The following is a 22,630-nucleotide window of genomic DNA, read 5'->3' as shown; positions in this document are numbered from 1 at the left end:
AAATCAAATTTCCTTTTGATGCTTTAAATATTGACCATCATACGTTGAATTCGACCTTCCGCAATTTCTTCATCACGGATTGTCATCACTTCACAACCGTTTTCGGTAACCACAATTTGATGCTCATATTGCGCTGAATGGCTACGGTCTTTGGTTTTTACTGTCCAACCATCGCCCATAATACGCACTTCTTTTTTACCCGCATTAATCATTGGCTCAATGGTGAATACCATACCCGGTTTTAAAATCACACCGCCATCATCAGCATAATAGTGTAATACTTGTGGTTCACAGTGGAATTCAGTTCCCACGCCGTGGCCGCAATACTCACGTACCACGCTAAAACCTTGGCTTTCGGTATATTTTTGTACTGCTTTACCAATTTCATTTAAACGAATGCCCGGCTTAACCGTACGCAATCCCACATAAAGCGCTTCTTGTGCCGCTTCAACTAATTTTTGGCTACGAATATTAGTTTCACCCACGACATACATCTTAGAGTTATCGCCGAAATAACCGTCTTTAATCACGGTCACATCAATATTGACAATATCGCCCTGTTTTAATTTTTTATCGTCGCTTGGAATACCATGGCAAACCACTTCATTTATAGAAATACAGGTTGCTTTCGGGAAGCCATGATAATTTAAACAGGCAGGAATCACGTTTTGTACGTTCACCATGTAATCATGACAAATGCGATCCAATTCTCCCGTCGTCACCCCTTCTTTGACATAAGGTTCGATCATGACTAAGACATCAGACGCTAATTTACACGCTTCACGTAACTTAATAATTTCTTCTTCAGTTCTTAATGGAATGCCCATTATTTCTCCTTATTTAATTCTGATTTATTCGCATATAATAGCACTAATTCCGTGAAAAATCTTGAATGAATTAACAGGTTATTAGATAATACAAGGATTATTTTTAGGAAAGTGGGGATAGAGATATGTCAGATTTAGATATGGCCGTGCCGCTAACTTTTACTGATGCGGCAGCCAATAAAGTAAAAAGTTTAATTAGCGAAGAAGAAAACAATGAATTAAAATTACGCGTGTACATCACCGGTGGTGGCTGCAGCGGTTTCCAATATGGTTTTACCTTTGATGATAAAGTCAATGAAGGTGACTTAACCATTGAAAAAGCCGGTGTGCAATTAGTGATTGACCCAATGAGTTTACAATACTTAATTGGCGGCACCGTTGATTACACTGAGGGATTGGAAGGTTCTCGTTTTGTGGTGAACAATCCGAATGCAACCAGCACCTGTGGCTGTGGTTCTTCATTCAGCATCTAATATGGATTTTCAATTTACCCATTATCTAGGCAATGTGCACGCCAAATGTTCAATGGAACACATTGCACTAGCTAATTGGTTTAATTCAGAAGTGCGGTCAAATCCTCAAGCGTTTTTGACCGCACTTTCTGCCTGTGAGCAGATTAAAAATAATGATGAAGTCACGCTGATTGGTGCCGAATACACGCTTTTTATCAATACCGATGAAGTGATAATTCGTGCCAATAACCTTGCGATTGAAACAGATGAAATTTTAGAAGACGACTTCCATTATTATGATGAAGAAAGCATCGCCTTCTGCGGTACAACAGACTTCATCCACTTTCTTAATGCCTATTTTGAATTTATTGCTTAACCTCATTCTCTGAAGCTAATATTATGTCGGAAACGGAAAAAACCTCACCAGAGCAACAAGAAACGCAAGCACCAGATAAGCGCCGTTCTTGTAAAATCTTTTTAGCTAAAGCAGCCTTTACTTTAGGGACGCTTGCCGTATTTTATGGTGGCTATTTAGACTGGCAAATTCGCTCAAAAATGGATGGCCAGATTTGGCGTTTACCGGCTGAAGTGTATAGTCGCTTAGAAAGCGTAAAACTATCTGATAACCTTTCTTTTGACGAGGTCATTCAAATCTTACTCGATAACGAATACCGTCAAACCACAATGATTGCAGCACCGGGTGATTTTAAACTCGAAGAGGATACCATCGTATTACTTCGTCGCGCATTCCCTTATCCTGACAAACCTGAACCACAGCGTGTATTACGTTTACGTTTTACGGATAACAAACTTTCTCGTATTGAAGACTTAGTCAACGTAAAAGCGGTTGATGAATTCCGTCTTGCGCCTAAATTAATTGCAATGTTGGAATCAGATAATGAAGATCGTTTAGCCATTCCGTTACAGCAATACCCTCGTTTACTCATCGATGCCTTATTACTCACAGAGGATCGCCGTTTTTATGAGCATAACGGGATTAATCCAGTGGGGATTGTGCGGGCAATGATTGCCAATATTAAAGCCGGTCAAACGGTTCAAGGCGGCAGTACGCTCACACAGCAATTAGTTAAAAACCTATTTTTATCCAGCGAACGTTCTCTGACACGTAAAGCCAATGAAGCTTTAATGTCATTGGTGTTAGATTGGCGATATGATAAAAACCGTATCTTAGAAACCTATCTGAACGAGATTTACCTTGGTCAAAATGGTGATATTCAAATTCACGGTTTTGCACTGGCGAGCCAATTTTATTTTGGTCGTTCTATCCGTGAAATTAGCCTAGACCAAATTGCCCTTTTAGTTGGCATGGTGAAAGGACCATCCCTTTATAATCCATGGCGAAATCCACAATATGCCCTCGATCGCCGAAATGTAGTATTGAAACTGATGCTTGATCACCAAATGATTGGGGATGAGCTTTATGAGATGTTGAGTAAACGTCCATTAGGCGTGCAAGCTAAAGGTCAAATTTCACGTAAATACCCTGCTTTCATCCAAACATTACAAGCGGATCTTCGCCGTCAATTAGGGGAAAACAAAACCTCTGCACTACTTGGTGCGAGAATTTTCTCCACCATGGATTTAAAACAACAGGCACAAGCTGAAAATGCCGTAGTGAATACGGTTAATCAGTTACAACTACAAACTAAAAATCCACATTTAGAAGGTGCAATGATTATCGCGGATTATCACCTGGGTGAAGTACGCGCTGTTGTCGGTGGATTACAAACAGAATATGCGGGCTTTAACCGTGCGTTAATGTCAAAACGTCAAATTGGTTCTTTAGTAAAACCATCCATTTATTTGACCGCACTGATGAATCCGGAACAATTCCGTTTAAATACACCAATTCAAAACCAACCAATCACGATTTATGTTAAAGGTAGCCAACCTTGGCAACCTCGTAACTACGATCGCAAATATAGTGGTTCGGTGATGCTAATGGACGCCCTTGCTCGCTCGCTGAATATTCCAACGGTAAATATTGGGATGAAAGTCGGCTTGAGCAAAGTGATTGATACGCAAAAAGCCATGGGTTGGGATAATGTAGCCATTCCCAAAGTGCCTGCAACCTTGCTCGGTTCTTACAGTATTTCACCTTATGATGTAACCAAACTCTATCAAACCATTGCAAATCAAGGTGGCAAAATTGAGTTAAGTACCATTCAAAGCATTGCCGATCGTCAAGGAAATATTATTTACGAACACAATACAGTGCCGGATCAAGTGGTGCCAAGAGAAGCGGCTTATCAAACCTTATATGCGATGCAACAAACCGTAGAACGTGGTACTGCGCGTAGTTTACAAAATGATTATGCGGATCTTCATCTTGCGGGTAAAACAGGTACGACCAACGATGCCCGTGATACGTGGTTTGTGGGTATTGATGGTAAAAATGTTAGCACCATTTGGTTAGGTCGTGATGATAACGGTGAAACCAAATTAACAGGTGCCTCAGGTGCATTACAAATCTATAAAGATTACTTAAACCGTGTGGTCATTGAAAAACTGAAACTTGGTCAACCTTCTACAATTAAATGGGTTGGCATCAATGCTTACGGTAGTTGGAGTTGTGGTAGTAGCCGAACAATCCCTGTTTGGGCAAATAAAGATCAAAATTTCTGTGCTTCAGCACAAACAACGAGTACTGCGACTGCTACCGCGACGCAAACTACGCAATCGCCACAACCTGAACAACCTGAATCACCAAAACAAGAAAGTGTATGGGATGTGTTAGATAATAAAGCGCCTGTTGAAGAAGCTACGCCGGCTCAATAAATAGGCTTATTTCTGACCGCACTTTTATATCTCCATAAAGCGCTAGCAAGGGCGCTTTATTCTTTTTCGCATAAAAGAACCGTCTCTAGATTTCCAATCTCGTGTGAATTTTTTGATCTCCATCACAAAAATTAGAATTATTTATTGTCATTTCACTAATATCAAAGGATAATTATAAATAGGAATTAATTTCATTTGAGGTAATGAGGTAAATAGACGATGCTATTCCGTTCTATTCGATTTTTCTTTTTAATTTTTTCACTCGCCTTTTCTTCTTCACTCTTTGCACAAGATAACTATCAACAATGGGTTGATGATATTACGGCTCGCTTAGATAAAACGTCTCAACTTATCCAACAAGGCAATACAGATGACGCCCGTACTGAAGTGCAAATGGCTTATTTTGAAGTCTTTGAAAATCTAGAAGGCCCAATTCGTATCAATTTCTCAGCACAAAAAAGCTACCAAATGGAAGCGACTTTTGGCGAAATCCGTAAAATGATCGGTGAGGGCAGCTCACAAAAAGATATTCAGACTAAAATTGATCAGCTCAAAAAAGAATTAAAAGAAGTGTTGCCATCATTAGTTGAAGGCCATCAACTCAATGCCGATGGACAACATGGCGTTTATGATAATCAAGCGATTGCCCCTTATTGGCAACAAAGTTTTAAAACCATTGATGACTTGATCGCTCAAGGGATCGATGCTTATCAAAATGGTAATCTTGCCAATGCCAAAAAATTGTTCCAACAAGCACAATATGATGGCTATAAAAACTCAGAAATGGAAATGTCCATTCGCCAAAATCGCTCTGCAGAAATCTCAGCCGCGATTAACCAACAGTTTTACAACATCATTCGTTTAAGTGAACAAGCGGATCAAATTACAGAACTTGGTTATCAAAGCACGCAATTATTACAAGATATTGAAGAAAACTTGCCTAACTTACCAACCACACGAGAAGAACAAAACGTTCAATCCAATACGGCACAGCAAGCAACTGATAACCAACAAGAGCAAGATTGGAATAAGATTAAACAAGAGATCAACCAACGTATTCAACAAGCTATTGCCCTCTATCAACAAGGTGAAAGCAAAAAAGCGATTCTTTCCGTACAAGACACCTATTTCGACGTGTTTGAAAGCACTGGAATGGAAAACAAAGTGGGTTCTCGTGACAGTAACTTTAAAGCTGAACTTGAAGGCTACTTTACTCGTCTCGTGAGTTTAATGAAAGCTGAACAAGGTGATAAGTTACAAGCTCAAGCTGATGGTCTAAACCAGAATCTAACTAAAGCGGTTGAAATGTTACAGGGCGAAGAACAAAGCGATTGGTCTATGTTCTTATATAGCCTTTTAATCATCCTTCGTGAAGGTTTGGAAGCCTTATTGATTGTTGCCGCTATCGTGACTTACTTAATTAAAAATAACTACCAAGATAAATTGCCAGTTATTCGTCAGTCTGTTTATGTGGCGTTAATTGCCAGTGTGATTACCGCATTTATCTTCCAGCTTATCTTTGAAAACTCCGGTCAAAACCGCGAATTGCTCGAAGGCTTTACGATGATTTTTGCCGTCGTCATGCTCTTTATGATGAGTTACTGGTTGTTATCTAAAGTTGAAGCACAAAACTGGAAACGTTATTTAGAAGGCAAACTCTCTACTGCCCTCACCACAGGCTCACTCATTGGCTTATGGCTTACCAGCTTCTTAGCCGTATATCGCGAAGGGGCGGAAACCGTATTATTCTACTATGCCCTTGTGGGTGATGCGAAAAGTGCGGTCAGTTTTATCTACCTTTTCGCAGGTATCATTGTCGGCGCAATTATTCTCACCATTTGCTACTTCGTGATGCGCTATACCGTGGTGAAATTACCGCTTAAACCATTCTTTATGTTTACGGGCTCATTTATGTACTTAATGGCCTTTGTATTCGCCGGAAAATCTGTTTTAGAACTCATTGAAGGCAAACTTTTCGAGCCAACGCTGATTAGCGGTGTGCCTGAAATTTCGTGGTTAGGTATTTATCCTTATATGGAAACCTTGATTCCACAAGCAATCTTACTCGTCGCAGCCGTATTTGCTCTGTTTATTATGAAATATCAAAGCAAAAAAGCCGCGTAATACCCAACAATCCTTTAGGAGAAAAACAATGAAAAAAGCACTTTTAGCAACAGCATTATTTGCGGGTATTTTCACCGCATCTACTGCTAACGCATTCCAAGAATATCCAATCGGTGAAGCGGTAACCATGAATGAAATGGAAATTGCGGCGGTTTATCTCAAACCAATCGATATGGAACCACGTGGTATGGGTTTACCAGCTGCGAAATCAGATATCCACTTAGAAGCGGACATCCACGCAGTAAAAGGTAATAAAAATGGCTTTGGTGATGGTGAATGGATGCCTTACTTAACTATCAACTATACTTTAGTAAATGCTGATACGGGTGAAAAACAAGAAGGTACCTTCATGCCAATGGTAGCGGGTGATGGCCCTCACTACGGTGCAAATGTGAAAATGATGGGTGTGGGTAACTATAAATTAACTTACCACATCGACCCTCCATCAAAAGCAGGTATGCACCGTCATACCGACCCGGAAACTGGCGTTGGTCGTTGGTGGAAACCATTTGATGTAAGTTATGAATTCAAATTCACTGGCATCAAATAATCTCAGGTAAATATTAATTTTACCGACTTGCCTTCCCCTGTTTGTCAGGGGAAGGCAATAGCATTTCATTTAACCTTAAAATATCGTCTGTTTTATCCTATTAAATGGTCAAACTATGAATTATTTTTTTACTTTTTTCCTTCAAGCACTTTTACCTTTTTCATTATTACTCGGTGTTTATCACAGTAAACAATCCTCTGTAAGTGCAAAAAAAATAATTTGGCTTAGCCTATTCGGTTTTATTGCCGGTATCGTACTGCGCCTTAGTTTACCTGCGGGACAAATAACCAATTTAATCGTCAATGCGGTAATATTGGTGCTATTGATTATCTTTGCCTTATGTTTAATTTTCGGCAAAGGTCGCTTACCTGCCTTTTGGCAAACTGTATTAATGCTCATCGCTGGAAGCTTCTGGGCAAAAGATCCCAACATTACCGCGCTTGTTTCTACAGATGTCATCAACACGGACTCAATCCTGCACATAAGTGCGGTCATTTTTGCCTTTGTTTTTTGTTTATGCTTACAAGGTTGGATCGATTTACTTTTAAAACAAGCGGGAAAAACACAACAAAAATCGACCGCACTTTTAAAAGGTGTGATGAGCCTTCTCTTAATTTGCTTACTGGTTCCACTTATTGGTGAACTCTTATTAATTTTAATGAAACTTCAAGTGCTTGAACTCACCAAACTACGTTTAAGCTTTGTTGCAAAATCAGGCGAAATCACTCGCTGGTTAAATTACATCTGTGCTGCCTTACTCTTCGTCGTACTAGCCATCTTCTACGGCAAAATTCATTTATCACGCAAGCAACAAGTTAATGCGACACAAGAACCCATTGAAAAACGCCAAAAATTGGCAGCATTGCGTACTTCCTCTCGCTTACTTGGGTGGGGCTATTTGGCCGTAGCAATTATTTTTGCTACGCAGCTTTATTGGGAGCAAATTGCTTCTCGTCCACCACAACTTTCAGAAGCGATTCCTTTGACCTTAGATGAAAAGCAACAAGTCCACATTCCAATTGAACAAGTAAAAGACGGTAAATTACACCGTTTTGTCTGGATTGCTGATGACGGTAAAGCTGTGCGTTTCTTTGTCATTAATCGTCAACCAGATAAATTGAGTCTAGCTGCGGTATTTGATGCCTGCTTGCTTTGTGGTGACCAAGGCTATGTAATGGAAGGTAACCAAGTCGTTTGTGTAGGCTGCGGCGTACATATGTTTATTCCATCTATTGGTAAACCGGGTGGCTGTAATCCTGTTCCAATTGAAGATTGGCAACAAACTGAGACTGAAATTCTCATTAATCGAACCAGCTTAGAAGAAGGGTTAAATTTATTTAGCACAATTGTTGAAATCGATGTAAAAGATCCGATTAGTGGCGCCCAAATGAAAAACACTAAAACAGAGCACAAATATAATTACGAAGGTAAAACTTACTTCTTTGAAAGTGAGAAAAATCTTGATTTATTCCGTGATAACCCTGAAAAATATTTAGGTAAGGGGGAATAATGCTAGCAAGAATGTTATTTCAATCTTGGCGCTTCAGCATTAAACGTAAACTGTTGGCCGTTATTACTATTTTCTTAGCGGCTGGCTTAGTCTCTGCGCTCTTGGCGGTATCCATTGATATTGGCGATAAAATGGCAAAAGAGCTCAAATCTTACGGAGCCAATATTTTAGTTGAACCTGCAAGTAATGCAGCCTTGCCTGATGAACTCAGTCATAACGCAGATTTAAGTAGCCAAGATTTTCTCGATGAAAAAGAGCTGCCGAATATTAAAGATATTTTCTGGCGAAATAATATCGTAGGTTTTGCACCGTTATTAAGTGCAGATGTAAAAGCGGAAACGCTTTCCACAAACACTCACGATAAATCAACCGCACTTGGACAAATTAATGTGTTAGGTACGTTTTTCGATCACAACATCCCTGTACCAGATGAAGATGATTACCACACAGGACAAAAAATCATTAGTCCTTATTGGCATGTGCAAGGGGAATGGGTCAACGATCTTGAAACACCTCAAGGAGAATTTATTCCTGCATTGATTGGTGAGCAATTGGCTCAACGAACTGGCTTAAAACAAGGTGATAAAATCCAGCTTCGCTATCAAAATAATGAGCTAGATAATCAAAGTGCGGTTGAAATTACCGGTATTTTATCCACGGGTGGGACTGAAGATAATCAATTAGTCATGCCGCTCAACGCTGTGCAAAAATTACTGGGCTTAGAAGGAAAAATTCAATCAGTTAAAGTCTCTGCGCTTACCGTACCTGAAAATGATCTTTCTCGTAAAGCCCGTGCTAATACCGATGCATTGGATGCGGAAGAGTACGATCGTTGGTATTGTACGGCTTATGTCTCGTCTATTTCACACCAATTAGAAGAAGCTATCTCAGGCGCTATTGTTCGCCCAATTTGGCAGGTTGCGGCTTCAGAAGGTGTTGTCATTGGTAAAATCCAGTTATTGCTTGCTGTCGTGACTCTCGCCGCTTTAATCGCGGCAGCTATGGGGATTGCCTCATTAATGAGTACAGGGATCATTGAGCGTTCAAAAGAAATTGGTTTAATGAAAGCGTTAGGCGCATACCAATGGCAAATCGCGTTATTGTTTTATTGCGAAGCCATTATTAGTGCCTTAATTGGTGGCTCGCTTGGTTGTATTGCAGGTTGGGGCTTAGCAAGATTTATTGGTTCGGCTCTATTTGGTGTTCCGCTAAGTTTTGCTTGGATTGTAATCCCTTGCGTATTAATGCTGTCTATTTTAATTGCTGTAGTGGGTACTTGGTTCCCTGCTCATCGTATTGCCAAACTTTACCCTGTGGAGGTGCTCTATGGCCGCCAATAAAAGTATGTTTTGGCGTTTAATCTTCCAAGCATTACGCCTACGTTTACAACGAGTATTTATTATCTTCTCCGCCCTGACTGTTGGTGCGTCCATTGTGACGGCAATGGCTGCGGTCTATTTCGATATTAATACCAAAATGAGTCAAGAGCTCCGTACTTTCGGGGCAAACTTTTACATCGGTGCAGCCAATGGTGGATTGATGAAGGAACGCCAATTAAAGCAAATTCTGCACAATGCACCGGATAATTTCATTACCGCTGCCAGTCCTTATTTATATGGTGTTGCGCGAAGTGATTTAGAAAAAATCGTGATTATGGGAGTCTGGTTTGAAGATATGCATGTGCTTGCACCTTATTGGCAAATTACCGGCTCAGCTATTAATGTGAATTTTGATGACCGCAATGCCATGATTGGTAAAACCTTAGCGGAACGCCTTAATTTAGGTGTTGGAAGTAAATTAACGCTGTCTAAAAATGCGGTCGAAAAACATGAATTCACGATAAAAGGTATTGTTGAGGCAGGTGATGCCACTGACAACATGCTGATCGTGAATTTAGAGTTTGCCCAAAATTGGTTGGATAAAGAAGGATTAGCAAACAACGCCTTGCTCAATGTAAAAAATGAACAAGGTAATGTCGCACAATTTGCCCAAGACATTATGCAACATCAACCTGATCTGACTGCACGACCGATTCGAAAAGTCTCCGCTTCTGAAGGGCAGATTTTAGATAAAATCAAAGGATTGATGGGGTTAATCTCATTGGTCATTTTGATTCTCGCCACCCTTTGTGTGAACACCACGTTGATTGCGATTGTTGGTGAGCGAGCAAAAGAATTTGCGCTACAAAAAGCCCTAGGTGCCAAACAAAGTGACATCATTAAACAAATTAGTACCGAGATTCTCATCATAGCACTTTGTGCAATTGTCGCGGGACTGATTCTCGGCTACATCTTGGCACAATTACTTGGATTAACCGTATTTAAATCTTACATTGATATGCGTCTACCGGTTATTCCAATTACTATCGTCTTATCGTTATTGGTTGCCTTTATTGCGGTGATTGTACCAACCAAACGAGCTTTAAATATTCAAACCGCAAATGTGTTAAAAGGGGAATAAAATGAGTGAATTTGTAATTGAAACGCAACATTTATATAAACGATTCGGGCAAGTCACTGCTTTAGAAGATATTAATATTCAAATTCGCCAAGGTGAATTTATTGCGATAATGGGTGCATCAGGTTCAGGTAAAACAACGCTGATGAATATTCTGACCGGCTTAGATACGGCTAGTGAAGGTAAAGTTATTCTAGATGGTGTCGATGCGGCACAACTGGATGAAGTGGGTCGTCAGCGTTTCCGTGCAGAAAAAATTGGTCTAGTCTTCCAACAATTCCATTTAATTCCTTATTTAACCGCACTTGAAAATGTGATGCTGGCTCAGCACTATCACAGTGTGATTGATGAAGCAGCAGCTAAAGCGGTACTCGAACAAGTGGGATTAGGTCATCGTATAGATCACCGTCCAAGCCAACTGTCTGGGGGCGAACAACAACGGGTATGTATTGCTCGTGCATTAGTGAACCAACCACCCGTTATTTTTGCCGATGAACCTACGGGTAACCTCGACGAAAAAAATGAAGCCCTTGTACTAGATTTACTACAAGAGTTAAATCGCCAAGGGAGAACGATTGTGATGGTGACACACAATCCAGAATTGGGTGAGTTAACCGATCGTGTTATTTATCTCCATCACGGAAAATTTGTAAAAGAGGACATTAATGAAAAATAAACTCGTAAAACTACTCGCAATAAGTGCGGTCATTTTCGGCAGTGTTTCTTGTAAAGACGAAGTTGCTGCGATTGGTCAAAAAGCACCAGACATCGCTGCCTATGATTTACAAGGTAAAGAAGTGAAACTTGATGATTGGAAAGGCACTCGCTTACTGACATTCTGGTCTGAAACCTGTGGGCGATGTGTTGCCGAATTAAAAGAATTCGAAAAATTGGCCGAAGCGAATCCAGATAAAGTTCAACTTATCGCCATTAATGTGGATGGAGATAAAGTGGATACCAAAGCCGTGGTCGCCAAACGTCAGCTTACGTTACCGGTTATCAAAGACCAATTAAAAATTACGGCTGAACGCTATCAGCTTATCGGCACGCCAACAAGTTTTGTGATTACACCTGAAGGTAATATTCAGGCTAAATATGAAGGCGCAATTCCCGCAGAAGATTTAGATAAATTATTTAAAGGCTAGCCAAAATGAAAAAACGAATTTACTTGCTCTCCACACTTTTACCCGTTTTAGGCTTTTTATTTTCAATCTCTGCCCTTTCTGCCGAAGCTGACTTAGTGAAAGCGGAAAAGGTATATAAACGTTCTTGTGCCACTTGTCATGGGAAACAAGGCGAAAAACCAGCAATGGGTGAATCAAAAATTATTAATCAGCTAAAACCAGAAGAAATTTCAACCGCACTTTCAGAACGAAAAGCAGGAAATATTACTGATGCAGGTAGCCCTGCAAAACAACGTTTAAGTGAGCAAGATATTCATAATTTAAGTGAATATATTCAAACACTAAAATAATTTTTGATATTTATCGAAACTAATTTTAAAATAGGAACTCTAAAAGAGGGCTTAGTTTTTTCAAGCTAAGAAATTTTTTTATATCAATAAAGGATTGTTTATGAACAAATTCACTAAAATCAGCGCAACTGCATTATTTGCATTATTCTTAACTGCTTGTGATAAACCAGCAGATAAACCAGCTCCAGCAAAACCTGAAACTACTCAGCCTGCGCCAGAAGCTAAACAAGAAGCAGCAAAACCTGCTGAAGCTGCTAAACCAGCTGAAGCAACGCCTGCTCAAGAACAAGCTGACTACAACAAATTACTTGAGTGGAATACACAACAAACTCAAGCGCAAATGACTGCACAACAAAAACTTCAATCTGATTTAACTGCTGCGGTTCAAGCAAAAGATGAGAAGAAAGTCGAAGAAGCAATCAAAACCTTCAACAAATCTGTTGAAGATGCAATTGCAAGCTTAGATAAATTAGATGTCACTTCACCTTCAGTGAAAAGCATCAAAGATCAAAATAAAGAAGTACTTGCATTATCAAGCGAATTATTAGTTGAGCAATTAGGCTTAGCAACTCAAAAAGCGCCAACTGAAGCTCAAACTAAAGCTCTCCAAGAAAAAGTGCAAAAATTACAAACTGCTGTAGTTAAACTACAACAAGACAGTGCTGCTTTAGCACAAAAATTTGCACCTGCAGCTCCAGCGGCTCCAGCTGCAAAATAATTAATCGTTAAGATGAAAAAACCTTACTGTAACAAGTAAGGTTTTTTATGTGCTTATTTTAGTATGCTGCTTTTTAACACATCCACAAATCGCTCTGTTGCCCCTTCCCAACGATCTAAATATAACGCAGGTTCAATCAACTCCAATTCATTCAATAAAAATGTACTGTCAATAATCGTTCCATCTACGCGTGCATAGACAGGCATCTCTGGCAATTTATGTAAAACATGGCGAGCGGTTTCAATAATATGACGATCAACCTCAACAGGGATAATTTCAACTTTATATTGTGAATTCGCTCGCCATTCATTTTGAGGGGGCTGTCGGCGAATAGCATGACTAAATACACCATTGAAAAAAATCAAACTGGTTTCGCCATTTGTAACCACTTCAGGAATAAACGGCTGTAACACAACTTGCTCACCATACGCAGAAAGATCGGGTAATGCTCCATCTTGTTTTAGTTTTGTTACCAAATTACCACTCTGCCCTACAGCGGGTTTAATAACAAATTCAGGCCAATCTTGGCGTTCAAGTGCGGTCAAAATTTCAGATGTTTTTGTTGAGCAAATAATAGTTGGAATAACATTGATACCCCAATTCTGCAAATCACATAGATAGCCTTTATGGCTATTCCATAACATTAATTCCGCAGGATTGATAAACGCATGCTCATGCTGTCTCATCCATTGAGTAAATTCATCATAAAAATTCGCATAATCCCATGCTGCTAAAGGCAGAATAAAATGACTTTGTAATGTTTCCTGCCAAGGCAAAAATTGAGTCGGAATACCTTGATTAGAAAGTTGTGTTTGTACAGGGATAAGATTTTGAGGGGCTGAAGGATACGTTTTGCAAGTGGTAATCGTAAGCATAGTAAATAATAACGGATTTAAACATAAAGAAGATGCGCCAATTATTTAACTGGCGCATCAATTTCAACAATTATTTTACTTGAGCAAAATATTTTTCAAGACGGCCTTTGTTCGTCATTGATTTCTTCTCAAGATCTTTCACCACTTTCTCTGCTTGTTCTTTGTTTGGAAGATTATCCCCCACTTGAATCACACCATTCATATTCATTGAACGGTGCACTGGGCAAGTATAAACATAAACGCCTTCTTTATCTAAAGTGATCGTGAGTTCCTGATCTTCTTCAGATTGGAATTTTTGTGCGCCTTCAGGAATCGCTTTACTGTGTACAAAGTGGCTTTTATTTTCAGGACGGAATGTCACCGTATCACCTGGTTGTACTTTTAAATAACCCGGTTCAAAAACCATTGAGCCTTCACTGTTTGAATTCAACATTTTGATGTCATAATGTACGGCTTGAGCAGCAAAACTTAATCCTAATAATGCTGCAAGTGCAATTTTTTTCATTTTCATTTCCTTCTTAAGAATGTGCTGATTTACGCTGTGGACGAACCACCGGCAAACCTGCACTACATTGTAATAATTCAACGTTTACACGATATAAACGATTAATCGTTTCCACTTGTAAAACATGATGAGCGTCGCCCACGCCTTGCACTTTACCTTCACCAAGTAAAATCAACTCATCTGAAAATTGAGCGGCAAGGCTTAAATCATGTAATACCATTATAGTAATCAGATTTTTCTGTTTCGTATAGGTGTAAACTTCTTCTAAGAGATTAAGCTGATGATGCATATCTAACGCACTCACTGGCTCATCCAACATTAAAATCTGTGGCTCACGTAATAAAACCTGAGCAAACATCACCATTTGGCGCTGTCCCCCACTGAGATTCAGGATATCACGATGGGCTAAATGACCAATACCTAATTGTGTCATAATACTTGCCGCTTCAGTAAGAAGCTCATCGCTTACTCGCATCGTTAGACTATCCATTCGTCCCAAAAGAACTACTTCAAGTGCAGTTAAGCTTGCATCTACGCGACTATCTTGAGGCATATAGCCAATTGGTTTACGCCAATCTGCCAACTTTGTCCGTTCTAGCTGTTTGCCTTGATAGGTAATCATTCCTTCATGTGGTAATTCACCAAAAATGGTTTTCAGCATGGAGGATTTTCCCGTGCCGTTTGGCCCAAGCACCGTGTAAACTTTACCTTCTTCAAAACGGACATTAATGTGATCAGCAACGGTGAGATCACCTCTTTTTACCGTAAGATTCTTTAATTCTAACATTATTGTCCCCGCTTGTTGTTTAAAATAATCCAAAAGAAGAAAGGCACCCCAATAAACGAGGTGACAATCCCCACTGGGAACAATGCGCCAGGGATAATAACTTTGGACAATACCGAAGAGAGGGATAAGAATGCCGCACCGACTAACATTGCACCCGGTAAGAAGAAACGTTGGTCTTCACCAAGCAACATTCGAGCAACATGTGGAGCAACTAAGCCGATAAAGCCAATCACGCCCACAAAACTAATTGCTGTCGCCGTCATCATTGCGACAAGAACTAATACCTTGATACGTAATACTTGCAAATTAATGCCAAGACTCGCCGCACGATCTTCACCTAAACGAAGTGCGGTCAATTTCCAAAGCTCTTTTGAAAGTAATGCGACACAAATTGTAGTGACGACAATAATGATGATTAAGCTTTGCCACGTCGCTTTATTTAGGCTACCAAATAGCCAGAATAGGATTTGTTGCGAGACTTCCGGCGCCGAAATAAATTGCACCAATGAAAGTAAGGATTGGAAAATAAAGAGCAATGCGATCCCTACCAACACGAGCATTTCAGAGCTAAAACGACGTTTAGAGGCAAATAAGAAAAGAATCCCCGAGGCAAGCATGGTCATGACAAATGCGCCAATTGGCACAGCTACTTGTACGGGTAAACCAAAACTTCCGAAAGCAATCACAACAGAAGCACCAAAACCTGCCGCAGCCGCAAGACCTAATGTATAAGGACTCGCCATAGGATTATTTAATAAAGTTTGGATCTCTGCCCCACCAACAGCCAATGTTGCCCCTACGACAAGCGCCATCAATGCCATCGGTAAACGTAAATTATGCACAATATTGTTTGTCATTTTATCGACTTCACCGATACCGAATAACGCATTTACGACTTCCGATACCGATAGCATCGCAGGACCTGTCATCACATCAAGGATAAGGCTTACCACGCCAATAGCAAGAAAAGATAAAATAACAAACCAGCGTTTGCGTTCAAGCTTACGCTGGTTAGCCACAATATCTGCTACAACAGAATTGTTTTTCATGAATTAACGTTTCCCTTATTTAGTTTCAGGGAAAAGATAAATCGTACCTTCCGGAGTAACCGGTAAGTAGTTTTTATAGAAGTTTAAGTAAGTTTGTTGCGGATCTAAATCTTTAAACAGATCAGGATAAGCGGCTTTAGCCACAAACTGAACGGAAGCGCTGTCCGATAAAGTACGAGAGTTTGCATGATAGGCTGCATAAACACGATTGTTTTTCACTGCCGGTAATTCAGCCCAACCTGCACGATGTTTAAATGCGTTTAAACGACGTTCCGCTTCTGCTTTTTCAATACCAAAGCCCATTACCATACCGTCTTGATTTTTCTTCAATTCAGTTTCACGGCCTGTAATAATAATTGCATCCGGTTTCGCGGCTAACACCTTCTCTGCAGCCAACGTACCCCATTTGCCAATTTCTGCAGGCGCCACGTTTTCTGCACCAACAAGGCTAATCATAGAGCCCCACATGCTAGAGAAGAAAGTCATACCTTGTTCAGCTGGGCCACCACGACCAAACTCCACGTACACTTTCGGTTGTTTTGCTAATTTTGCATTTTTAACCGTAGTCTGGATATGTTCAACAATGTCTTTATATTCTTTCGCAATTTTTGCTGCGCGATCTTTCTGACCGGTCAATTCGCCAATAATTTCCGTTGATTTAATGTGCTTATCTAAGGTTTGAGCGTTGTAATCTAATACCACAATTGGAATGCCCGCTTCATTAATGGCATCTAAATCAGATCCTAGCATTTCGTACTGCCAATCAGCTAAGACTAAAAGATCTGGTTTTAATGAAAGCACTTTTTCCACAGAGAATGTGCCTTCTTCTACTTCACCCACATCATCTAATTGATTCAATTTTGGCACCGCTTTGCTGAATAACTCCCAGCTTGCTGGTGCCCAAGAAGACCATACTTTCTTAGAAAAACCGACAACGTTATCTAACGCTTTGTCACCACCAACTGCCATATAATCCTGATAATAGAAACCAAGCACCACGCGTTTTGCCGGTAAATCAACAGTGACTTCACGATCAAGTATATCTTTTACTTTCACGGGGTCAGCATTGGCAAAACCTGCAGTTAAACCAAGAATAGTGGCAATCGCTAAAGTTGAAAAACGTCTTTTCATAAGAAAAATCTCCTGAGTAAAATTAAACAATTTAAATGATAATAATTATCTGTTCGTATAATAGCGAAAACGATTGCTAAATTCAACTCAGACGTTTAATTATTCTTCGTAAGCTTCGTCAGTTAATGTTTTTAAGAATGCCTCTAACGCATTAATCTCTTCATCTGTTAGCGGTTTGGCTTTTAAAACATCAGGATTAATAGTTTGAGCATATTCGGCTTTATCCCATGCTTCTCCTGTTTCAGGATTAATCCTACGATTAGGATTATTAAAACTGTCTTTAAATAGCAAAACAGTTTTTAGATCACGGAAAACGCCGTTATGCATATAAGGTGCTGTGACACCAATGTTACGCAATGTTGGCACTTTAAATTTACCTTTTTGCTTTTCATCGCCTTTCACCATCGGATTATCCAATAGTCCATTATCCACATAATCAGCCGCAAGTTTATTCAACTTAATTAACGCTTGGTTACTTGGCACGCCGATATTGTAATAGCGATAATTCGTAAAGGTTTCTTTTGCTGAATTCGCTTCACTTGATTGGTGGCAGTTACTGCAGTTTGTTCGTGTTTTATCGAAAAATAATGCCTTACCTTCAGCTTCAAGTGCGGTCAATTCTGCTTCACCTTTTAGAGTGCGATCATATTTTGAAGAGAATTGCGCAAATAATTCATGCTTTTCGAACTCCGCAATGGCTTTTTCCATAATGGCATAGATTTTGTCGGTATCTGCCCAAATACTTTCACCATAAATATCCGTAATTGCCTTGTAATAAATTGAATTCGCTTTTAGACGTTCGACAATCGATTTTTTATCTGGCATGCCCATTTCTACAGGATTAACCGGTGGACCACCTGCTTGCTCGGCTAAATCTTTTGCACGACCATCCCAGAATTGTCCCCCCACATAATCTTGAATTTTTTCATCAAAATGAAAATCTGGTGAAAACATCGCATAAAGTGCCGTGTTGGCATTACGATTGCCATGAAGATGAGGATTATCCCCCTCGGAGACCATTTGATTTGCCGAATTTTTACGTTGATCCACAAAGGCGGTACCTGGATTGTGACAAGTTGAACAGCTTTGTGTTTTATTAAATGAAAACGATTTATCAAAAAACAGAACTTCGCCCAATCCTTGATAATTCAATTCTTTTTCCTTAGCTTGATCAGCTAAGGCATAATTGCTCTGCATCAAAGGTGCAAACAATAAAATAGAAAGCCATTTTTTTTGCATCGTGTTCTCCAAATATTCAAATTACAGATAAAAAATAATCCAACAAAGCTTTGTTGGATTATAAAAGGAAAATAATTTTCTACAAGCCGGTTGCCATCTTAATGCGATCAGCAAACATACCAATACTCACGCCAAAATAGTTCGATTTGTTCCAATCTAAAATTGTGCGGTAGTTATTGGAGACCAAGAATGCACGCCCAACTTCTTTATCAGGACGAACTAACCAAAGATCGGCTTGCGAAAGCGCGGCAAGTTTATCTTGTTCTTGTTGGCTAAAGCTCGCTAAAGTGACGCCTTTAGACTGCCAGTCGCTGAGTGAACGTGCTTTATTCTTCTCAATACCAGAAAGCGATAAATCTAATGGTTGATTTAATGTTACTTCTACACCCCAAGGCAATTTGTTATCCCAACCCACAGTGTGAAGATAATTTGCAATTGAAGCAAACGCATCAAATTGGTTCGTCCAAATGTCCTTCACGCCATCATTATTACCATCTGCTGCATAGTTTAAGAATGCGCTTGGCATAAATTGAGTTTGTCCCATTGCGCCTGCCCAAGAGCCTAACATTTTATTGCGTTGAATATGATCACGTTCTAACATCTTCATCGCATTCACAAATTCTTTGCTAAATAAGGCTTCACGTCTGCCATCAAAGGCTAATGTAGCTAAAGCTGAAAGCACATCATAGCTACCTTGGTAGTGACCAAAGCTACTTTCCATACCCCATAAGGCAAGGATATATTCCTGTTGAACACCATAGCGTTGGCTTGCTTGTTGTAATGGCGCTTGGACTTCCCAATAACGCTCTTCGGCAATATCCACTTTGTTTTGGGTCAGTACTTTATTCAAATAATTCGTTGTACCGTTTGGATTCGGTAACTGCGGTTGATCCGCATTACGCTTGCTTCTACCCGCTTGAGCACGATCTAAATCCACAGCCTTTTGCATATATTGAATATTATTTTGTGCATTCAATACAGAAGCAGACACTCCTTCAGCTGCCGCTTTACCTTTTAAGAACTGTACATAGTCATTAAAGTTATCTAAGGTTCTTGGTTTGCTATAAACAGCATTACTGCTTACTGACGGAATACTTTTCGTGGATGACGTTGTCGTTGTTGTCGTATTACTTGAACAACCCACCAATAAAAGTGCGGTCGATAATGCAGTCATTTTTAACGTTGAGATTAAATTCATTTCTTTTCCTTTTTTAATGATCAAAATATCGCATTATTTGCGTAAAAATTTGTTATAAACAGCTTTCAATAATGAGGTTGGTAATAAGCGAGAACCTGAGCGCAAGGCAAAAGTGAATAAGCCTGAAAATAAGCCTTGAATACCTAAGCGATGTTTCAATTTAAATAAACGCCATTCTGCTTTCGCTTGGTTTAAACCGCGACGACGCCCTACCATGCCATTCCCCACGCGGGCATAAACTAAAATGTCCGGCAAGTTTGCCACTTTTTGTCCTTGTGCTACGAGTTTAATCCACAGGTAATAATCTTCCTGTAAATCTTCATATCCACCACAATTAATGACCGCACTTTTTTGATACGCGACCGTCATGTGATTAAATGGGCAACGTTTTTGGGTAAATTTAACGATATCTTGTGCATCAGTCGGCACGTTACGATATGCCACGATGTCTTGAATATTTTCGCCAAACTCAGCAATCTGCCCACCGAAAATAATTGTATCTGGGTGCTGCTCAATAAACGCCACTTGTTTTGCAAAACGCTCTGGCACACAAATATCATCGGTATCCATACGGAAGACCCAATCGTGCGAACAATGTTTTAATCCTTCATTGAGCGCTTTACCTAAACCTAAGTTCTTTGGCAAGTTCACTAAGTTTAAAGGTAATTTTGTTTCGAATTCAGAAACCACGGCTTCCAATTCAGGTGTGACAGCACCATCAAAAACCAACACGATCTCATCTGCTGGATGGGTTTGAGCCACTAAACTATCAAAACATTCTCTTAAATATTGTGGATTTTCCTTAATGTATAAGGACATTAAAACTGAAAATTTCATACTTCTCTATCTAATAAGTTATCTACATAAACCGTTTCAAATTAATTGCCAATTTAGGTGAAATTAGAACCACGATGGCAATCACTAGCTGCTTAATACTTTTCGTTAATTTAAAAATTTCAAAATAGTAAAAAGCCGCTTTACGGGATAAATTCATAATATGTGGGTAAGCCAACATATATTGTGCGTTGATGGCAAAATTCTTCTCTTGCTCTGCCGTTTTCACATAATTTTCACGGATATAATCAATCGCTTTTTGCGTATTAGTGGTATCTGTTGATACGCTAGAACGCTTGGTATGGAAGGTACAATAAGTCAACGGCTCAGCCACTTTGTACGCTTTAAACGTTGGATCTTGCACAAGCTTCAACAAGAAATCATAGTCTTCCAGTGAACGAAGTGCGGTCGATAATCCGCCGATTTTTAAAAACAGATCTTTTTTCACCCCAATCATTGGCATACCACCGATTTTATTCGCCAGTAAAATTCGCTCTACGCTAATCTCTTGCGGCTCAATCGGGTTAGTCACATAGCTAAAACCTTCGTTGACCATTTCACATTTAGCTGGATGATAAACAAAGTTAACATCGGGATGCTCGGCAATCACATCGGCTAATTTCTGACATTTATCATTTGCAAAACGATCATCGTCATCAAGGAATAACAGCCATTCATTATCCGCATTTCTTGCCCCGATATTACGGCTTTCTGCCGCGCCTTGATTGCTTTCGTTACGAATCACTTTAACTGCAAATGGATACGATTGTGTCACTTCAACGGGTTCTTTCGAGCAATCATCCACAATCACCACATCAAAATTATAGGTGGTTTGCTTAGTTAAACTTTCCAATAAGGCAGGAATTTCTTCTTTCCGATTATAAGAAGGCACGATGATACTAAACATCTTTCGGCTCCTTTTGTTTAAATAAAATAAGTTGTTTACCGTGAGTGCCAAAAAGCGATAAGAACATCAGCATGACAAACATAATGCCCGGAAAAGCAAAGGTGTCAGCTTTAATATTACAGAAAGCTAAAATCACAAAGGCAGAAAGGATAAATTTCCAGCTGCCATCAAACCAATTTAAGGCAACTTTGCGTACAAAATAGAATGTCACGGCAAAACACACTAAAGCATAAGACACGCCGCCATAAAGAATTTGGCGTAAGAAACCAGAGTCCGTATGCCCATAATAACGGCCAACTTCTAACTCACCTGTCATATACATACCATCGCCATAAATGAACTGCTTAAGTGTTGGCATAAAGAGATGGTTTTTCATCAAGGTATCTGTTGACGAACTGACAAATCCTGCACCATGTAATAAATTAATCACGGGCTCTAAAGCATGTGCCACATAAGGATTTTCAGGTAAGAAATAGGCCAGTAATAATACCAAAACAGCAAATGCAATGAGTGATGGAACATAACGCCATTTGAAATACACTAAAATGCTCACAACCGATAACAGAAGGAATGTACGTCCTGAAATTAATCCGATACATAGCATTAAAAACACTAGAATGCTTGGAAGCGTATTATGTTTAGCGTTGTAAGCCAGTAAGAAATGCAACAGCATTAAATAGAATAAACTCAGTTGGAAAAAGGCGGTTGCGGTGATGTTATATAAGCGATACTCCTGCTCTGAGCCATAAAAACGTGCAGGCAACACCGCATTGGTCGAAAGCAAGAAATCAATCATAAATGATGCACCGAGTAAGCCAATCACGCCCACTGCAAACTGCACTACTACACCAAGTTGTAAATCACGCACCATGTTCTGTTGACCATTTACATTGGCATAGAAGGCATTATAAAGTCCCACACCAAAGATAAATAAAATCAGCTCTTTCACATACATGGTGATGACAGAAAAATCTCGCGTACCATTAACTAAAAGCGGAATCACACTAAATGCAATCAGCCCAATGATAACGGCTAAACTATCTACTGGCACAGTGATACCTTGTGGTTTCTGGTTTTTAAGATACTGATAAGCCAAAACAACCAATGCCGCTAAACCTGCGACGAATGACATGCGTACGACATGAAACAGCCAAGGATCGTAAAGATAAAAAAGATTAAAAAGTGCGGTCATTT

Annotated in this window: 23 protein-coding genes; 12 read left to right on the top strand and 11 right to left on the bottom strand. The window is 39.7% G+C overall.

Features of this window, described 5'->3' with window-relative positions; genetic code table 11:
- Positions 1-23 precede the first annotated feature (23 nt).
- Positions 24-827 carry a type I methionyl aminopeptidase gene (gene map / locus INP94_RS07715; protein WP_197543214.1) on the bottom strand — a complete coding sequence of 268 codons (804 nt, stop codon included), beginning with the start codon at positions 825-827 and terminating at the stop codon, positions 24-26.
- 125 nt (positions 828-952) lie between these two features.
- Here map and erpA point away from each other — a divergent pair, with 125 nt between their 5' ends.
- The 12 genes from erpA (at position 953) to INP94_RS07655 (ending at position 12,911) form a co-directional block, all read left to right on the top strand.
- Entirely contained in the window at positions 953-1,300 is a 348-nt protein-coding gene (gene erpA, locus INP94_RS07710) for an iron-sulfur cluster insertion protein ErpA (protein WP_005696219.1), read from the top strand.
- A gap of 1 nt (position 1,301) precedes the next feature.
- Positions 1,302-1,655 carry a YacL family protein gene (locus tag INP94_RS07705; RefSeq protein WP_197544279.1) on the top strand — a complete coding sequence of 118 codons (354 nt, stop codon included), beginning with the start codon at positions 1,302-1,304 and terminating at the stop codon, positions 1,653-1,655.
- A gap of 23 nt (positions 1,656-1,678) precedes the next feature.
- Positions 1,679-4,078: a penicillin-binding protein 1B gene (gene mrcB / locus INP94_RS07700; protein ID WP_197543213.1), complete on the top strand. Its 2,400-nt coding sequence runs from the start codon at positions 1,679-1,681 to the stop codon at positions 4,076-4,078.
- A 219-nt stretch (positions 4,079-4,297) separates the two neighbouring features.
- Positions 4,298-6,202: an FTR1 family iron permease gene (locus INP94_RS07695; protein WP_197543212.1), complete on the top strand. Its 1,905-nt coding sequence runs from the start codon at positions 4,298-4,300 to the stop codon at positions 6,200-6,202.
- Positions 6,203-6,230: 28 nt separating this feature from the next.
- Positions 6,231-6,752 (top strand): iron transporter, encoded by a 522-nt coding sequence (locus INP94_RS07690; RefSeq protein WP_049385166.1) that lies wholly within the window; start codon positions 6,231-6,233, stop codon positions 6,750-6,752.
- A 115-nt stretch (positions 6,753-6,867) separates the two neighbouring features.
- Positions 6,868-8,262, top strand: coding sequence for a Fe-S-containing protein (locus INP94_RS07685; RefSeq protein ID WP_197543211.1), 1,395 nt, complete (start codon positions 6,868-6,870; stop codon positions 8,260-8,262).
- Positions 8,262-9,602 carry an ABC transporter permease gene (locus INP94_RS07680; RefSeq protein ID WP_197543210.1) on the top strand — a complete coding sequence of 447 codons (1,341 nt, stop codon included), beginning with the start codon at positions 8,262-8,264 and terminating at the stop codon, positions 9,600-9,602. The genes INP94_RS07685 and INP94_RS07680 overlap by 1 nt, the downstream gene beginning before the upstream one ends.
- Entirely contained in the window at positions 9,589-10,722 is a 1,134-nt protein-coding gene (locus INP94_RS07675) for an ABC transporter permease (protein ID WP_049369289.1), read from the top strand. The genes INP94_RS07680 and INP94_RS07675 overlap by 14 nt, the downstream gene beginning before the upstream one ends.
- A gap of 1 nt (position 10,723) precedes the next feature.
- Complete coding sequence (locus INP94_RS07670) at positions 10,724-11,395, top strand: ABC transporter ATP-binding protein (protein ID WP_049375077.1); 672 nt, start codon at positions 10,724-10,726, stop codon at positions 11,393-11,395.
- Entirely contained in the window at positions 11,385-11,864 is a 480-nt protein-coding gene (locus tag INP94_RS07665; RefSeq protein WP_197543209.1) for a TlpA family protein disulfide reductase, read from the top strand. The genes INP94_RS07670 and INP94_RS07665 overlap by 11 nt, the downstream gene beginning before the upstream one ends.
- Positions 11,865-11,869: 5 nt before the next feature.
- Positions 11,870-12,193, top strand: a complete 324-nt coding sequence (locus INP94_RS07660) for a c-type cytochrome (protein WP_197543208.1) — start codon at positions 11,870-11,872, stop codon at positions 12,191-12,193.
- A 100-nt stretch (positions 12,194-12,293) separates the two neighbouring features.
- Positions 12,294-12,911 carry a PM1805 family lipoprotein gene (locus INP94_RS07655; protein ID WP_197543207.1) on the top strand — a complete coding sequence of 206 codons (618 nt, stop codon included), beginning with the start codon at positions 12,294-12,296 and terminating at the stop codon, positions 12,909-12,911.
- Between the two features lie 53 nt (positions 12,912-12,964).
- Here INP94_RS07655 and INP94_RS07650 read toward each other — a convergent pair whose 3' ends face one another.
- The 10 genes from INP94_RS07650 to INP94_RS07605 form a co-directional block, all read right to left on the bottom strand.
- A complete protein-coding gene (locus INP94_RS07650) occupies positions 12,965-13,786 on the bottom strand; it encodes an ATP-grasp domain-containing protein (protein WP_197543206.1) in 822 nt (273 codons plus the stop codon).
- A gap of 70 nt (positions 13,787-13,856) precedes the next feature.
- Positions 13,857-14,291: a pseudoazurin gene (locus INP94_RS07645; RefSeq protein WP_197543205.1), complete on the bottom strand. Its 435-nt coding sequence runs from the start codon at positions 14,289-14,291 to the stop codon at positions 13,857-13,859.
- A 13-nt stretch (positions 14,292-14,304) separates the two neighbouring features.
- Entirely contained in the window at positions 14,305-15,078 is a 774-nt protein-coding gene (locus tag INP94_RS07640; RefSeq protein WP_070775323.1) for an ABC transporter ATP-binding protein, read from the bottom strand.
- On the bottom strand, positions 15,078-16,127 hold the full coding sequence (locus tag INP94_RS07635; protein WP_049373304.1) for a FecCD family ABC transporter permease: 1,050 nt from the start codon (positions 16,125-16,127) through the stop codon (positions 15,078-15,080). The genes INP94_RS07640 and INP94_RS07635 overlap by 1 nt, the downstream gene beginning before the upstream one ends.
- 15 nt (positions 16,128-16,142) lie before the next feature.
- Positions 16,143-17,258 carry an ABC transporter substrate-binding protein gene (locus INP94_RS07630; RefSeq protein ID WP_197543204.1) on the bottom strand — a complete coding sequence of 372 codons (1,116 nt, stop codon included), beginning with the start codon at positions 17,256-17,258 and terminating at the stop codon, positions 16,143-16,145.
- A 99-nt stretch (positions 17,259-17,357) separates the two neighbouring features.
- Positions 17,358-18,497 (bottom strand): cytochrome-c peroxidase, encoded by a 1,140-nt coding sequence (locus tag INP94_RS07625; protein ID WP_197543203.1) that lies wholly within the window; start codon positions 18,495-18,497, stop codon positions 17,358-17,360.
- 79 nt (positions 18,498-18,576) lie between these two features.
- Positions 18,577-19,695, bottom strand: coding sequence for a lytic murein transglycosylase (locus tag INP94_RS07620; protein ID WP_197543202.1), 1,119 nt, complete (start codon positions 19,693-19,695; stop codon positions 18,577-18,579).
- Between the two features lie 33 nt (positions 19,696-19,728).
- Positions 19,729-20,532 carry a glycosyltransferase family 2 protein gene (locus tag INP94_RS07615; protein WP_197543201.1) on the bottom strand — a complete coding sequence of 268 codons (804 nt, stop codon included), beginning with the start codon at positions 20,530-20,532 and terminating at the stop codon, positions 19,729-19,731.
- A 22-nt stretch (positions 20,533-20,554) separates the two neighbouring features.
- On the bottom strand, positions 20,555-21,436 hold the full coding sequence (locus tag INP94_RS07610) for a glycosyltransferase family 2 protein (RefSeq protein WP_197543200.1): 882 nt from the start codon (positions 21,434-21,436) through the stop codon (positions 20,555-20,557).
- Positions 21,429-22,628, bottom strand: a complete 1,200-nt coding sequence (locus INP94_RS07605; RefSeq protein ID WP_197543199.1) for a hypothetical protein — start codon at positions 22,626-22,628, stop codon at positions 21,429-21,431. Before INP94_RS07605 ends, INP94_RS07610 begins: the two co-directional genes overlap by 8 nt.
- Between the last annotated feature and the right edge of the window lie 2 nt (positions 22,629-22,630).

The organism is Haemophilus parainfluenzae, from assembly GCF_014931395.1.
In the GTDB taxonomy this organism is placed as follows: domain Bacteria; phylum Pseudomonadota; class Gammaproteobacteria; order Enterobacterales; family Pasteurellaceae; genus Haemophilus_D.
Note: the sequence above shows the minus strand (reverse complement) of the source record. Positions and strands in the feature narration are given on the sequence as shown.

Excerpts from the sequence above, each read along its gene's own strand:
- INP94_RS07625 (WP_197543203.1), bottom strand. The coding sequence starts at position 18,497 with ATGCAAAAAAAATGGCTTTCTATTTTATTGTTTGCACCTTTGATGCAG.
- INP94_RS07690 (WP_049385166.1), top strand. The coding sequence starts at position 6,231 with ATGAAAAAAGCACTTTTAGCAACAGCATTATTTGCGGGTATTTTCACC.
- INP94_RS07680 (WP_197543210.1), top strand. The coding sequence starts at position 8,262 with ATGCTAGCAAGAATGTTATTTCAATCTTGGCGCTTCAGCATTAAACGT.
- mrcB (WP_197543213.1), top strand. The coding sequence starts at position 1,679 with ATGTCGGAAACGGAAAAAACCTCACCAGAGCAACAAGAAACGCAAGCA.
- INP94_RS07610 (WP_197543200.1), bottom strand. The coding sequence starts at position 21,436 with ATGTTTAGTATCATCGTGCCTTCTTATAATCGGAAAGAAGAAATTCCT.
- INP94_RS07660 (WP_197543208.1), top strand. The coding sequence starts at position 11,870 with ATGAAAAAACGAATTTACTTGCTCTCCACACTTTTACCCGTTTTAGGC.
- INP94_RS07655 (WP_197543207.1), top strand. The coding sequence starts at position 12,294 with ATGAACAAATTCACTAAAATCAGCGCAACTGCATTATTTGCATTATTC.
- INP94_RS07630 (WP_197543204.1), bottom strand. The coding sequence starts at position 17,258 with ATGAAAAGACGTTTTTCAACTTTAGCGATTGCCACTATTCTTGGTTTA.
- map (WP_197543214.1), bottom strand. The coding sequence starts at position 827 with ATGGGCATTCCATTAAGAACTGAAGAAGAAATTATTAAGTTACGTGAA.
- INP94_RS07635 (WP_049373304.1), bottom strand. The coding sequence starts at position 16,127 with ATGAAAAACAATTCTGTTGTAGCAGATATTGTGGCTAACCAGCGTAAG.
- INP94_RS07705 (WP_197544279.1), top strand. The coding sequence starts at position 1,302 with ATGGATTTTCAATTTACCCATTATCTAGGCAATGTGCACGCCAAATGT.
- INP94_RS07640 (WP_070775323.1), bottom strand. The coding sequence starts at position 15,078 with ATGTTAGAATTAAAGAATCTTACGGTAAAAAGAGGTGATCTCACCGTT.
- INP94_RS07605 (WP_197543199.1), bottom strand. The coding sequence starts at position 22,628 with ATGACCGCACTTTTTAATCTTTTTTATCTTTACGATCCTTGGCTGTTT.
- INP94_RS07620 (WP_197543202.1), bottom strand. The coding sequence starts at position 19,695 with ATGAATTTAATCTCAACGTTAAAAATGACTGCATTATCGACCGCACTT.
- INP94_RS07695 (WP_197543212.1), top strand. The coding sequence starts at position 4,298 with ATGCTATTCCGTTCTATTCGATTTTTCTTTTTAATTTTTTCACTCGCC.
- INP94_RS07675 (WP_049369289.1), top strand. The coding sequence starts at position 9,589 with ATGGCCGCCAATAAAAGTATGTTTTGGCGTTTAATCTTCCAAGCATTA.
- INP94_RS07670 (WP_049375077.1), top strand. The coding sequence starts at position 10,724 with ATGAGTGAATTTGTAATTGAAACGCAACATTTATATAAACGATTCGGG.
- INP94_RS07650 (WP_197543206.1), bottom strand. The coding sequence starts at position 13,786 with ATGCTTACGATTACCACTTGCAAAACGTATCCTTCAGCCCCTCAAAAT.
- INP94_RS07665 (WP_197543209.1), top strand. The coding sequence starts at position 11,385 with ATGAAAAATAAACTCGTAAAACTACTCGCAATAAGTGCGGTCATTTTC.
- INP94_RS07645 (WP_197543205.1), bottom strand. The coding sequence starts at position 14,291 with ATGAAAAAAATTGCACTTGCAGCATTATTAGGATTAAGTTTTGCTGCT.
- INP94_RS07685 (WP_197543211.1), top strand. The coding sequence starts at position 6,868 with ATGAATTATTTTTTTACTTTTTTCCTTCAAGCACTTTTACCTTTTTCA.
- INP94_RS07615 (WP_197543201.1), bottom strand. The coding sequence starts at position 20,532 with ATGAAATTTTCAGTTTTAATGTCCTTATACATTAAGGAAAATCCACAA.
- erpA (WP_005696219.1), top strand. The coding sequence starts at position 953 with ATGTCAGATTTAGATATGGCCGTGCCGCTAACTTTTACTGATGCGGCA.